The organism is Chromohalobacter canadensis, from assembly GCF_034479555.1.
Lineage (GTDB): Bacteria > Pseudomonadota > Gammaproteobacteria > Pseudomonadales > Halomonadaceae > Chromohalobacter > Chromohalobacter canadensis.
The window spans coordinates 1,759,522-1,773,366 of record NZ_CP140151.1 but is presented as its reverse complement, the minus strand read 5'-3'; the positions used below and the strand labels follow the sequence as shown (position 1 = coordinate 1,773,366).

The window sequence follows — 13,845 nt, the reverse complement described above, 5'->3', positions numbered from 1 at the left end:
ATGTCTCACACAACACCGGGATGAAACGCATGAGCATGGAAAACACAAGGGTCCTGATGGTCACCGACTGCAATCCGCAGTCGCAGCTGTTCATCGATTACATTCGCCAGCAACTCGATTGCGAGGTCTCGGCTCTGAGCACTCAGGAAAGCTTCGAGCCGCCCACGGATGGCAAGGTCGTGGTATTGCTGGATGCCGACCATGTCGACGAAAACTGCATGCATCTATGGAACAGCCGTGCCAGCGAAAGCCCGGAAATGATCCTCGCAGCCTTCAACCTGCGTGACGATGAGCATGCGGCGGAGCTGCTGATCAGCCTGCATCTACAGGGCGTCTTCTATCGCCAGGACAACCTGCTGCTGATCTGCAAGGGTATCGCCAAGCTGCTCGAAGGCGATCTGTGGATGTCGCGCAACCTCATGACACGTCTGATCGACTTCTATCGCCGCCAACAACTCAATGCGTATCGTCCGGTCTGTGGATTGACCCACCGCGAGCTTGAGATCATCGGCCTACTGGGCACCGGGGCTTCCAACACCGAAATCGCCGACCAACTTTTCGTCAGTGAACATACCGTCAAGTCGCATCTCTATAATATCTTCCGCAAGATCAAGGTTCACAACCGCATTCAGGCCATGAATTGGGCACGTCAGAATCTCGGTGCCCCCCCCATGGTCTCGCTGCGCAGCCCCCGCAAGGCACGCACGTCATGACCCCGGCGGTACCGACCAAAAAAAGCGCCGCTCCCAAAGGAGCGGCGCAATGTCACGAGATTCACATTGCCCACACGCCATGCGGCAACGTGACGACCCTAACCACTCCTTTAACATAAAGGGGAGACATGACAGGCGCATGACGCAGCCGCGACGTGACGATGACGGCGCCTCAATTTCAATTGAGTTGGATACGCTCCTGAATCATCGACACGAGGGTACGATTGGCATCCGGTGCCGTAGTATCGAGATGGACTAGATGGCTCAGTTCATCGTCGGCGAAAGGTTCGAAACGCGCCAACTGGCGTTCAAGTACCTCGAGCCCAGCCTCAGAGGGATCTCCACCCCGCTGGGCACGCCTTTCGATGCGCGCGCGCAGGGTCGCTTCATCCGCTTCGAAACTCACCAGCAGCACCGGCAGCCCACGACGTTCGGCTTCGAAGCATAGTTGCGTGCGCTGGGCGCGCGTCAGACAAGTGGCATCGACACAGGCCGGCAGCCCTGATTCCAGCAAGATACCCGACAGTTCAGCGAGACGATCATAGGTACTTGCAGTGGCCTGGGACGTATAGATATCGGCACCATCGGCGGTACTGGCCTGGGCCTCGAAGCCGTACAGTCGCTTGCGCTCGATGTCGGAACGCACCCGCACGCCGCCCAGCCGCTGCACCATGTCGCCGGTAAAACGGCTCTTGCCACTGCCCGAGACACCCACGCCGACGATCAGGTACGGGAAGCGAAACTCACTGTACCGCTCGGCCAGGGCAATGTAGTGCTGGTACTCAGCGTACACTTCCTGGCGTTCGTCAGGCGTCAATTGTGGTTGATGGTAATGCAGCATCGCCACCTTGGCCCGCACCAGCGCCCGATAAAGCTTGTAATAGGCGAGCAGGCGCACCAGCTCGTAATCGCCGGAGAGTTCCAGGTAGCGATTGAGCACATGGTTGGCGAAGGCCTGTTCGCCGCGCGCCTCAAGATCCATCAACAAGAACGCCAGCTCGCAGCCGACATCGTTCCAGCGCAGTTCGGCGTTGAACTCCAGGCCGTCGAAGAGCAGCGCGCGGCCCTCGAAATGCACCGCATTGCCAAGATGAATGTCGCCATGGGTTTCGCGCACGAAGCCTTCGCGCCAGCGTCGCTCGAACTCATGCTCGAGCCGCGCGAAGCTGTCCAGGCTCCAGGTCTCGAGTCGCGAGAGACGTTCGCGTGCCTGGGTGTCGTCGAGCCGTGCCTCGATCAAGCGAAACTCGCGGTCCAGCGTACGACGCACGGTGTCTGGCGATCCCAGTGGGCTATCGCCGCTGATACGCGGCGCGTCTTCGTGAAATGCCACCAGCTGATCGACAAGATCGTCGAGCAGTTCCACCGAGAGTTCGCCGCTGGTCTGCAAGGTGCTGAACAGATGACGGTTACTGAACTGGCGCATCTTGACGGCATATTCAAACGGCGTGCCACTTCCATTCAGCTGTGGCACCTCAGGCGTGCCGGTAATCGCGACCATGTCGAGGTACAACGCCGGGGCAAGGCGACGGTTGAGACGCACCTCCTGCTCGCAGAGCCGACGCCGTTTTTCCAGCGTAGAAAAGTCTAGAAAACTGCCGAAATCCAGCGGTTTCTTGATCTTGTAGGCATAATCCCCCGTGAGGATGACCCATGAAACATGCGTCTCGTACACCTCGATCCGGCTCACCGGATGGTCGAATCCCCGGCCCTGGCGCAATGCCTCGATCAATGCCTGGCTCACTGAGCGTTCCCCCGCGTCCCGTCGTTCCATCGCCCGTTCATCCGCCACCTCAGGCGTTCTCGAGCGTTGCCAATACCTGCTCGGCGGCATCCAGTGTGGCCTGGATATCGTCGGGCGTGTGTGCACTGGACATGAAGCCCGCCTCGAACGGTGACGGCGCAAGATAGACGCCGTGTTCGAGCATGCCGAGGAAGAAACGCCGGAACATATCGGCGTTGCAGGCCGTCGCTTGCGCGAAATTATCGACACGCCGCTGGGCCGTGAAGAAGACCCCGAACATGCCGCCCGCGCGCTGGGTGATCAAATCCACGCCGGCCGCTTCCGCGCGGGCTTCCAGGCCATCGCACAGCGTCGCCACACGTTCGCCGAGCGCATCGTGGAAGCCCGGTTCGCGAATCTTCTCGAGCAGCGCGATGCCCGCGGCCATGGCCAGCGGATTGCCGGCCAGCGTACCCGCCTGGTAGATCGGCCCCAGCGGCGAGAGCTGCTCCATGATCTCGCGCGTGCCGCCGAAGGCGCCCACCGGCATACCACCGCCGACGATCTTGCCCAGGCAAGTCAGATCCGGGGTGACACCAAAATGCGCCTGAGCGCCGCCCAGCGCCACGCGAAAGCCGGTCATCACCTCGTCGAAGATCAACACGCTACCATGGGCATCGCAGATCTCGCGCAGGCCCTTGAGGAAATCGGGCTGCGGCGGGATGCAGTTCATATTGCCCGCTACCGGCTCGACGATGATGCCGGCGATCTCGTCCCCTAACTCGGCGAAACACGCGCGTACCGCGTCCAGATCGTTGTAGGGCAGCGTCACGGTATGTTCGGCCAGGGACGCAGGCACGCCGGGTGAACTCGGCTCGCCATGAGTCAACGCGCCGGACCCGGCCTTGACCAACAACGAATCGGAATGCCCGTGGTAATTGCCCTCGAACTTGACGATCTTGTCGCGCCCGGTATGGCCACGTGCCAGGCGAATCGCCGACATGGTGGCCTCGGTGCCCGAGTTGACCATGCGCACCATGTCGATGGACGGCATGATCTCGCAGATTAGCTCCGCCATGCGCGTTTCGATGGCGGTCGGGGTGCCGAAGGACAACCCGTCGTCGAGTCGCGCGCGTACCGCGCCCAGCACGTCGGGATCGGCGTGACCAGTGATCAACGGCCCCCAGGAGCCGACATAATCGATGTAGCGCTGCCCTTCGACATCATAGAGGTAGGCGCCTTGGGCGCGCTCCACGAACACCGGCGCGCGTTCCATGCCCTTGAAGGCACGCACGGGGGAATTCACACCGCCGGGGATGTGACGGCAAGCCTGCTCGAAGAGTTGTGCGGACGTGGTCATGACTTCCTCTGGCTGTGTGTGGCTAAAATAGCGTGTGGTTAAAAGAAAGTGTGGATAACTCTCTGGACAGGTCGAACAACTCGCCGCTCGAACCTGTGGATAATTCAGTGTCGCGCCGCATCGCCGAGACTCGCTTGCAAGCCCCTGACGGCAACGGCGGGATCGTCGGCGCCGAAGACGGCATGCACCGTGGCCAGCAAATCCGCGCCGGCCTCGTGAGCTAGACGCATAGTGTGGACGTCGAGCCCCCCGATCGCCACACGCGGCAGGCCGAAACGCGCTGCCTCGCCAAGCAGCGTCAAGGGCGCCGGCGGTGCCTCGGGCTTGGTGCGCGAGGTGAAGAAACGCCCAAAGGCCAGGTAGTTGGCACCTTCGGCCACTGCGCGTTCGGCCAGGTCGAGACGCGCATGACAGGTCGCACCGATGATCGCCGAGGGTCCCAGCGCCTCGCGCGCGGCGTCCAACGCGCCATCCTGCTGCCCCAGGTGCACGCCGATGGTGGAACCAAAACGCGCACCCAGCCGCACCGCCAGGGCGATATCGTCATTCACGATCAACGGTACCCCGGTATCGTGGCAATACCCAGCCAGGGTCACGGCCTGGCGCCAGCGTTTGTCGGCATCCGTCGACTTGTCACGGTACTGCAGCAGCGCCGGACCGGCGCTCAAGGCGCGCTCGCAAGCCGCGAACAGGCGCTCATCATCCGGCAGCAGCGTCGCATCGGTAATGGCGTAAATGCCTCGCGTCCAATCCCCCGTCATGTCGCCTCGCGCTCGAAGGGCGGCAATCGCCACAGGCGATCGGGTAACGCCTGGCCGTGCCCGGGACGTTGCGCATGCACCAAGCTATCCCACGCTACTCGCTGGGCCTGGCTGCATGCTTCGATCAAGGATTCACCACACGCCAGGCGCGCGGCAAGCGAAGCCGCCAGGGTACATCCCGACCCATGGTAGTCACCCACCAGCCGCGGCCAGCGCCATTGGCGACTATTGTCGGGGGTATGCAGGGTGTGGACAACCTCATCGCTCACGGACGTCTCGTCTTCCCAGGCATCGGCACCGGTGACCAGAATCGCCCGCGCGCCCAGCGACATCAGTTCCACTACTCGATCCACCTCGCTGCCGGAAACCCCACTCAGACGCGCCAGTTCCTGGCGGTTGGGCGTCAAGATATCCACTAGCGGGAGCAGGCGTTCGCGGAACATCGGCACGCCGTCGTCGGGCGCCAGTTCACTGCCGCCACCGGCACGCATCACCGGGTCGACGATCAACGGTAAATGGGGATGCGCGCTCACCACGGCGATGACCGCCTCGAGGGATGCACGATCGGCGATCAACCCCACCTTGATGGCGCTGATCTCGATATCCGCGAACAAGGCCTCGCAAGCGCTTTCGATGTTCTCGCGCGAACACGGCATGACGCGCTGTACGTCACGCGTGGTCTGCACCGTCAGCGCAGTAGGCACGGTCAACGGCCAGCCACCGCAGGCGCGGATGGCTTCGGCATCAGCGGTCAGCCCCGCCCCACCAGTGGGATCGTGTCCAGCAAGCACCAGCACCGCAGGCAATCTTGGCGTCGCCATCAAAACGGCTGAAACACGACGAGCAGGATGATGGCAAACAGCAGCAGAATGGGAATGCCATTGAAGACACGCAGAAATTTCAAACTCTTCTGGCAACGTCCCGCCGCGAACTGCTTGAGATAGGCCAGACACACATGATGGTAGCCGATCAAGAATGCGACCAGCAGCAGCTTGAAATGAAACGAGCCATTACTCATGACGCTCGGCACTTGATAGATCAGCAGCCCACCAAAAACGATCACCGCGATCATCGCCGGCAGCATGATGCCCTTGTAGAGACGCCGTTCCATGAGCTGGAAGTAGCCCATCGCCTGTTCATCACCATGATCACGCGCCTGGGCATGATAGACGAACAATCGGGGGATAAATAAAAGAGCCGCGAACCAGGTCATGACGGCAACCAGATGCAGCGATAAAATCCAATGATACATGACGCTTCCTTAATGCTAGTCCTACGTTCTTTCAGAAAGTGCCCCGGAGCCGTGCCGGAGTCATTTGTTACGGTAGTAGTTCTCGATGGCGTCGCGGGTGATGATACCCGAAATCTTGCGGATCAGCGGGGCCGTGGTGTGTTCGACGTAGAGCGCATCGACGCCATACTTGTTGAGCTGCTCGAAGGCCTCCGAGAGCGTTGCCTGCAAGGAAATGGGCGCCAGATCGACACGCTGACCGGGGATTTCCAGCAGGTCGAAGCGGGGTTCGTCCTGCCATTGCTCGTCGAGCATGAGCCGTGCCAGCCCGGCGGCCTTGAGCCCCACCGGGGGTTTGTCGTTTTCGCGCGAGACCACCAGCCAGGTAGGTTTGCCGGCCAGCAGTTCCTGAGCCTGAGCCCGCGACAACACCCGCGGTGCCCGCGCCACGCTACGTTCCATGACGGCGGGTACCGCGACCCGTGACAAGGCTTGCATCAGGGGCCGCTGCAAAGGATGCAGGCCCTGACTATCGAGCGTGGAGATGAAGAACCCCGAGCAGTGATACCCCTGACGCGCCACCAGGACCGCAATGACCACCGCCAGCATGCCCGGCAGCAGGATGCTCGAATTGTGGGTCAATTCCAGCAACGCCATCAACGCCGCCAGGGGCGCCTGCAGCACGGCACCCATCATGGCCGCCATGCCCAGCAACGAAAAGACCACCGGCGACGAAGCCAGCTCCGGCATCAGCGTGGCCCACAACAGTCCGCACAACGTGCCCAGGGCCGCTCCCGACACAAGAATCGGCCCAATGATGCTCACCGGGACCCCAAAGGCAATAGCCAGTGCCGTCAGCGCCAGCTTGCCGAGCGCCACGGCAATCAGCACATCCAGCGCCGGCTGGCCGATGAGCATGCGCTCCAGCGAGTCGTAGCCCATGCCCTGGACTTGGGGGTACCACCAGGCCAGTGCCGCCACCGCAACGCCCACCGCCAGGAATCGACCCCACATGGGCAGGCGCTTCTGCCACACTGCAGGCCTGGCAAGACGCACGAAGCCGCCGGCCACCAGCCCGATCAACAAGGCCGTAACGGCGATCCAGGGCAGGTCGAACAACGAAGCCAACTGCACGCTGGGCACCGAGAAGGCGGGCTGAGAACCGTAGACCAACTGCGAGACAACGGCACCGGTGGTCGAGGCCAGAATGACCGGCATGAAACCGGTGATGGTGTACTCCATCATCACCACTTCCATGGCGAAGATGACGCCGGCAATCGGCGTATTGAACGACGCGGCGATGCCCGCCGCGGTACCGCACCCCACCAACACTCGCAGGCTGTTGTGGGGCAGCCGCATGGTCTGGCCGATCCAGCTCGACGCCGCCGCACCGAGGTGAATCGCGGGTCCCTCGCGACCTGCGGAAAGACCGCCCAGCAGAGCCACGAGCCCTACCCACCACTGGGTGATCCAGTTACGCAGCGGCATCTTGCCCTGATGATAGGTCAACCGTTCGATGACATGGCCGATGCCTATCTTGCCGGCGCTCATCGGCATACGCCATAGCCACAGGCCGATCAACGCCACGGCGATCAACGGCAACACCACGCGAAGGGGGGCTGCGAGTCGCTCGAAGGCCTCGGGGTCGCCATCGGGCATGAAGGCCAACGCCCCAAACTCCAGTGCGCCGCGAAACACGACCATTAGACCGCCGGTCAGAAGCCCCGAGAGGACGCCCAGCACACATAACTGCGGTAACGCATCGACACTTGCCAAGCGGCGACGAAAAGCGTCCATACTGGGCCGCTTGAGCGGTGGTCGAAACCGACGCGAAGGCACACCGTATCTCCCTATGAACGGTTGATTCCACCGAGGTCATGACGCGCGGCATGGCCACGCCCCGGCGTCGCCATGGCAATCTGGCATAGCGTATTTCCTATCATACACCTTAGCGAAGGACGGTAGGCATCACTCCAGAGCAATACAAAGTTGACCGTTTTGCTTGGTTTTCACGATAATGGTAAGCCATATGCCACACGATGGATTAAGGAGGTCACCCATGAGCGGGGCTGAATCGTTCGTCCCGGTGCCCATGTACTTGACCGATGCCGCCGCCCAGCGTCTGGGCGTATTGGTCGAGGAAGAGGGCAAGCCGGGTCTCAAACTGCGTGTCTACGTCACCGGTGGAGGCTGCTCAGGCTTCCAGTACGGTTTCGATTTCGCCGAAAACGTCGGAGACGAGGATACCGTCATAGAACATGCCGGCGCCTCGATGATCATTGACGCACTCTCGTATCAATACTTGGTCGGCTCTACGGTAGATTTCGAGGAAGGTCTCGCCGGAGCGCGCTTCATCATCAAGAATCCCAACGCCACGTCCACCTGCGGCTGCGGTGCCTCGTTCGCCGTCTGAGCGGTCATGCAGCGCCTCGGGCGTCCGCCACGCGGATGCCCCTTCTCTCCTTTCGCGTTCCCCCTCCCTCCACTTGACGCTCCCACCGGGACTCGTCAATGTAGAAGCGGTTCCATCAACAACAGCAAACGGGGAACACTATGAAACACTTGCCACTACGTCTTTCCGCCCTGGCTCTGGCACTTGGTACCAGCGGCGCCGCCCTCGCCCAGGAGACGCCCACGCTCGCCGTGGCCACCGACCCCAGCTTCGTGCCTTTCGAGATGATGGACGAGGATAGCGGCGAAATGGTCGGTTTCGACATCGACATCATCAACACCATCGCCGATCGTGCCGGCTTCGAAGTCGATCTCAACACCATGGACTTCAACGGCATCATCCCCGCCGTGCAGACCGGCAATGTCGATATCGCCATCGCGGGCATCACCATTACCGACGAACGCGGCGAGATCGTCGATTTCTCCGATCCGTACTACGACAGCGGTCTGCGCATCCTGGTCCCCACCAGCAACGATGACGTCGAGGAACTCGACGACCTCGAAGGCATGCGTATCGGCACCAAGATCGGTTCCACGAGCTATGACTACCTTCAGGAAGAGCTCGGTGACGACGCCGAAATCACCCCGTATCCCGGCAGTTCCGACATGTACATGGCCCTCATGGGCGGCAGCGTCGATGCCGTTTTCTACGATGCGCCCAACGTTGGCTACTTCGCCGAGACCAAAGGCGAGGGCAAGGCCAAGGTAGTCGGGCCACTCTATGAAGGTCAGCAATACGGGATCGCCTTCGCCAAGGGCAGCGAATGGGTAGAACCCGCCAACGAAGCGCTCAGCGAGATGCGTGAAGACGGCACCTACGACGATATCTACGAAAAGTGGTTCGGCAAGGCGCCTGACGACGAATAAGTACGACGATCCTTCAGGGGCCGGGTGCATAATCACCCGGCCCCTTTTCATGGCTCATCATCCACCGTAAGCGTCGTCGCCTCAGCGCGCACGTACGCCGAGGCACGACCCTGGAGACACCTTCGTGGACGTCACTTTCCAGTTCGACTGGCAGGCGGCCATCGCCTCCATCCCGCACTTGCTCACCGGTATCCCCTGGACCTTGCTGATCTCGTTCGGCGGCCTCGCCATCGGCTTTCTGATCGGCATCATCTTTGGCCTTCTACGCATCAGCCCGTTGCGCTTGCTTCGTTGGCCAGCCACTGTCTACATCGAGATCTTCCGCGGCACGCCGGTACTCGTGCAGGTACTGTTCATCTTCTATGGCTTGCCGCAACTCCTCGGCGGTCCGATCAACGCCGTCGTCGCCGGTATCGCCGCCATCGCCCTCAACGCAGGTGCCTATATTTCGGAAATCGTGCGTGGCGGTGTGCAATCCATCGAAAAGGGTCAACGCGAAGCCGGCTTGTCGCTGGGCCTGTCGCGGACCGATACCTTCCGCTACATCATCTGGCCCCAGGCGCTACGCCGCATGATCCCGGCGCTCGGCAATCAGGGCATCGTCAGCATCAAGGACACCTCGCTGTTCTCGGTCATCGGCGTGGGCGAGCTGGTGCGTCAGGGCCAGGTCTATATCGCGACCACCTTCACCGCGCTCGAGGTCTACTTGATGGTCGCTTTGCTCTATCTGGCGATCACCCTGAGTCTCTCTTTCGCCTTGCGCCTGCTCGAGCGCAAGGGCCTGGTCGGACAATGAGGCGCCTATCATGAATGACAGTCAGCAAGATTCGACCACTCCGATCGTCACGTTGGAGAAGGTCAACAAGTATTTCGGCAGCCTGCACGTGATGCAGGATATCGATCTCGAGATCGCCGCCGGCGAGGTGGTCGTCATCGTCGGTGCCAGCGGCTCCGGTAAATCGACGCTCATTCGCTGCGTCAACGGCCTCGAGGAGTTCCAGTCAGGACGCATCGTCGTCGATGGCAACGAGCTCACACCGCACGGCAAGGGCGGGAAATCGTTGCAGACCATCCGCACCGAAGTCGGCATGGTCTTCCAACAATTCAATCTGTTTCCCCACTTGTCGGTGCATGCCAACGTAACCCTGGCTCCGGAGAAAGTACGCGGGCTCAACAACGCCAGGGCCCGGGAAATCGCCGATCGACTGCTCGAACGCGTGGGTATCACCGATCAAGCCGACAAGTATCCCAGTCAGCTCTCCGGGGGCCAGCAGCAACGTGTCGCCTTGGCACGCGCATTGGCGATGGAACCGCGCCTGATGCTGTTCGACGAGCCCACCTCGGCGCTCGATCCGGAAATGATCGGCGAAGTCCTCGACGCCATGCGGGAACTGGCCAACGAAGGCATGACGATGATGATCGTGACCCACGAGATGGGCTTTGCACGCGAGGTCGCCGACCGCGTCATATTCGTGCACGACGGTCGCATCGTCGAACAAGGCTCGCCACAAGAGGTTTTCGATCGTCCCCAACACGAACGCACCCAAGCTTTCCTCTCCCGCGTTCTCAAGCACTAGCTCTTTGTTCTCCAATACCAGATAGCGCTCCCACCTCACGATTACGCGGCGATCTCCAAGGGTCGCCGCGCTTCATTTCTGTCTTCACAGGGCGATTTTTTGCCTGTGCATAACTTTGATGTCATAACCCGCTCATTCTCGCTACTGACCCCGTCATACGGGGGTTAAGAGGCAATGCCGCCAAATGTTGACCACTATGGGCGGGACCCTGGTATGCGCCTGGGGACAAGTGGTGCACGATCTAGCCTGTGCATAAACCCCCTTTTCATCCACAGGCCGTCCCCCGCTCCCGCGCAGGCTATTTGCTCTTTTTCCGATCAGGGATGAACAGCGTAAAGACCCGGTAACACTTGGTTTTTTCCACTTATCCCCAGATTTCGTCGATACCAGTAATAACAACAACAACAGAACTTCTTTTAAATTCTATATTGTTATTAATAGAAGACCCGATGACGGACCAATCCACATGGAAATCCATGTGTGGAAAACCCTGACGGTTACTCACAAGGGGTTTATACTGTCCGGCTATTTGCCAAGCTTCATCGCCTTACGATGAGACTTGCCGACATGCACGACCGCAGCCATACGCTGCGATTCGAGGTGTAACGTGGATTACCCAGACCGCTTTGATGTCATCGTCATCGGCGGGGGCCATGCGGGAACCGAAGCCGCACTGGCTGCCGCTCGCATGGGCTGTCAGACGCTATTGCTGACGCATAACATCGAGACTCTCGGCCAGATGTCTTGCAATCCCGCCATCGGCGGGATCGGCAAGAGCCACCTGGTCAAGGAAATCGATGCCTTAGGCGGCGCCATGGCGCATGCCACCGATCTCGGCGGCATTCAGTTCCGTGTACTCAATGCCCGCAAGGGGCCCGCCGTGCGGGCCACTCGGGCTCAAGCCGATCGCGTCCGTTACAAGGCCGCGATCCGCAGCCAACTGGAAAACCAGTCTCATTTGACGCTTTTCCAACAGGCCGCCGACGACCTGATCGTCGACGGCGACACGGTGCGCGGCGTCGTCACACAGACAGGTATCCGGGTCTATGGCGAAAGCGTGGTGCTGTGCACCGGGACCTTCCTCGGTGGAGTTATCCACATCGGGTTGGACAATCACTCCGGCGGGCGTGCCGGGGATCCGTCCTCCAACGCCTTGGCGCAACGCCTGCGTGCTCTGCCGTTCAACGTCGATCGGCTCAAGACCGGTACGCCGCCGCGGCTGGACGCCAAAAGCGTGGATTTCTCGGTACTCGAGACCCAACCGGGCGATACGCCGACCCCGGTGATGTCATATCTCGGCAACCGCGAGCAGCATCCGCGTCAGATGAACTGCCATATTGCGCATACCAATGCCCGTACCCACGAGATCATCCACGCCAATCTCGATCGCTCGCCGATGTATTCCGGCGTCATCGGGGGAGTCGGACCGCGCTATTGCCCGTCCATCGAAGACAAGGTGAACCGCTTCGCGGACAAGTCGAGTCACCAGATTTTCGTCGAGCCCGAAGGCCTCGATACCCACGAGCTTTATCCCAACGGGATTTCGACCTCGCTGCCCTTTGACGTGCAGTTCCAGGTGGTACGTTCGATCAAGGGCTTCGAGAATGCGCACATCACGCGTCCCGGGTATGCCATCGAGTATGATTTCTTCGATCCGCGCGATCTGCGTCACTCGCTGGAAACTAAATTTATCCACAACCTGTTCTTCGCCGGTCAGATCAACGGCACCACCGGCTACGAGGAAGCTGCCGCTCAGGGCTTGCTGGCCGGGCTCAACGCCGCACGGCGCGCCCAAGGGCAGGATGCCTGGTCACCGCGTCGCGACGAGGCCTATCTCGGGGTGCTGGTCGATGACCTGATCACCATGGGCACCCAGGAGCCGTACCGCATGTTCACTTCGCGGGCCGAGCATCGCTTGTTGCTGCGCGAGGACAACGCCGACTTGCGTCTCACCGAGATCGGTCGAGAGCTCGGGCTCGTCGACGATGAGCGCTGGCAGCGTTTTTCCACCAAGCGTGAGGCCATCGCTCGCGAATCCGAACGCTTGCGTGATACCTGGGTACAACCCCAAAGCGAGCTTGCCAAGCGTCTCGCCAGCAAGCTCGATAAGCCCTTGGCCCGCGAATATCGTCTTGCGGATCTACTCAAGCGGCCCGAATTGACGCATGCCGACCTCGACGACGAGGCGCCTGCGCTCGATCCCAGCGTCGCCGACCAGGTGCAGATCCAGGCCAAGTACCAGGGATACATCGCGCGCCAGCAGGACGAGATCGATCGTCTCCGCCGCCATGAGACACTGCGTCTGCCCGAGGAACTGGACTACGCACGCATCGATGGCCTGTCCCACGAGATCCGTCAGAAGCTCGAAGCCGCGCGCCCTGAGACGCTAGCGCAGGCTGGACGCATTTCAGGCGTCACCCCGGCGGCTGTGTCGCTGCTGCTGGTGCATCTCAAGAAGCGTCGTCTGCTCGATGAACAGGACCCGCAGGCGGCCAACGCATGACGCCAGGATGTGAAACGCGTCTCGATACCGGACTCGCAGCGCTTGGCGTCGAAGTCGATGCCACTGCCCGTGAGCGCCTGCTGGCGTTGCTCGCGTTGTTGCACAAGTGGAACCGCGCCTATAACCTCACCGCGGTACGCGATCCTGAGCAGATGGTCACCCGCCATCTGCTCGATAGCGCCAGCATCGCGGCCGCCGTGCGCGGTCCGACGTTGCTCGATGTCGGCGCGGGCGCCGGGTTGCCTGGTCTGGTATTGGCGATACTCGATCCTCGCCTGGCGGTGACCATGCTTGACGGCAATGGCAAAAAAGTACGCTTCCAGCGCCAGGCCGTTCTAGAGTTGGGGCTGGATAACGTCACGCCGGTGCAAGCGCGGATCGAAACCTTCGAGCATGATGGTTTCGATCAGATCGTATCGCGGGCCTTCGCCGATCTGGCGACCTTCCTCACGCTGACGGGCCCCTTGTTGGCCGAGGGGGGCGAATGGTTGGCGATGAAGGGCCGTGATGTGGAAACGGAGCTTGCCGCCTTGCCGAGCGAAGTGACGCTCGTCGAAAACCGCCGACTGACGGTGCCGGGCGATGAGGCGCAACGGGTACTCGTTCGCCTGCGACGAAGTTGAATGCCACCAGCGCTGCCGTTTTCGGGCGTTGTCGAT

13 protein-coding genes are annotated in these 13,845 nt (G+C 61.1%); 7 read left to right on the top strand and 6 right to left on the bottom strand.

Features of this window, described 5'->3' with window-relative positions:
• The first annotated feature begins 29 nt into the window (after positions 1-29).
• Entirely contained in the window at positions 30-713 is a 684-nt protein-coding gene (locus tag SR908_RS08460) for a LuxR C-terminal-related transcriptional regulator (protein WP_097021809.1), read from the top strand.
• Positions 714-891: 178 nt separating this feature from the next.
• Here the strand turns inward: SR908_RS08460 and SR908_RS08455 are convergent, their stop codons facing one another.
• From SR908_RS08455 to SR908_RS08430, 6 genes are all read right to left on the bottom strand, one after another.
• Positions 892-2,487 (bottom strand): bifunctional aminoglycoside phosphotransferase/ATP-binding protein, encoded by a 1,596-nt coding sequence (locus SR908_RS08455; protein ID WP_246923237.1) that lies wholly within the window; start codon positions 2,485-2,487, stop codon positions 892-894.
• A 19-nt stretch (positions 2,488-2,506) separates the two neighbouring features.
• Complete coding sequence (hemL, locus tag SR908_RS08450; protein WP_246923240.1) at positions 2,507-3,796, bottom strand: glutamate-1-semialdehyde 2,1-aminomutase; 1,290 nt, start codon at positions 3,794-3,796, stop codon at positions 2,507-2,509.
• 104 nt (positions 3,797-3,900) lie between these two features.
• Positions 3,901-4,557, bottom strand: coding sequence for a thiamine phosphate synthase (gene thiE, locus SR908_RS08445; RefSeq protein ID WP_246923244.1), 657 nt, complete (start codon positions 4,555-4,557; stop codon positions 3,901-3,903).
• Positions 4,554-5,378: a bifunctional hydroxymethylpyrimidine kinase/phosphomethylpyrimidine kinase gene (gene thiD / locus SR908_RS08440; protein ID WP_246923247.1), complete on the bottom strand. Its 825-nt coding sequence runs from the start codon at positions 5,376-5,378 to the stop codon at positions 4,554-4,556. The genes thiE and thiD overlap by 4 nt, the downstream gene beginning before the upstream one ends.
• Positions 5,378-5,809, bottom strand: coding sequence for a CopD family protein (locus tag SR908_RS08435; protein ID WP_246923250.1), 432 nt, complete (start codon positions 5,807-5,809; stop codon positions 5,378-5,380). The genes thiD and SR908_RS08435 overlap by 1 nt, the downstream gene beginning before the upstream one ends.
• Positions 5,810-5,869: 60 nt before the next feature.
• Complete coding sequence (locus SR908_RS08430) at positions 5,870-7,585, bottom strand: chloride channel protein (protein WP_246923253.1); 1,716 nt, start codon at positions 7,583-7,585, stop codon at positions 5,870-5,872.
• A 262-nt stretch (positions 7,586-7,847) separates the two neighbouring features.
• On the opposite strand from SR908_RS08430, the gene erpA reads away from it, so the two are divergent.
• From erpA to rsmG, 6 genes are all read left to right on the top strand, one after another.
• Complete coding sequence (gene erpA, locus SR908_RS08425) at positions 7,848-8,201, top strand: iron-sulfur cluster insertion protein ErpA (protein ID WP_097021502.1); 354 nt, start codon at positions 7,848-7,850, stop codon at positions 8,199-8,201.
• Positions 8,202-8,341: 140 nt separating this feature from the next.
• On the top strand, positions 8,342-9,106 hold the full coding sequence (locus SR908_RS08420; protein WP_246923256.1) for a transporter substrate-binding domain-containing protein: 765 nt from the start codon (positions 8,342-8,344) through the stop codon (positions 9,104-9,106).
• Positions 9,107-9,230: 124 nt separating this feature from the next.
• Positions 9,231-9,902: an amino acid ABC transporter permease gene (locus SR908_RS08415; RefSeq protein ID WP_097021500.1), complete on the top strand. Its 672-nt coding sequence runs from the start codon at positions 9,231-9,233 to the stop codon at positions 9,900-9,902.
• A gap of 10 nt (positions 9,903-9,912) precedes the next feature.
• Positions 9,913-10,683 (top strand): amino acid ABC transporter ATP-binding protein, encoded by a 771-nt coding sequence (locus SR908_RS08410; RefSeq protein WP_272884743.1) that lies wholly within the window; start codon positions 9,913-9,915, stop codon positions 10,681-10,683.
• Between the two features lie 607 nt (positions 10,684-11,290).
• Complete coding sequence (mnmG, locus tag SR908_RS08405) at positions 11,291-13,186, top strand: tRNA uridine-5-carboxymethylaminomethyl(34) synthesis enzyme MnmG (protein WP_097021498.1); 1,896 nt, start codon at positions 11,291-11,293, stop codon at positions 13,184-13,186.
• A complete protein-coding gene (gene rsmG, locus SR908_RS08400; protein ID WP_246923258.1) occupies positions 13,183-13,809 on the top strand; it encodes a 16S rRNA (guanine(527)-N(7))-methyltransferase RsmG in 627 nt (208 codons plus the stop codon). The genes mnmG and rsmG overlap by 4 nt, the downstream gene beginning before the upstream one ends.
• The last annotated feature ends 36 nt before the right edge of the window (positions 13,810-13,845 follow it).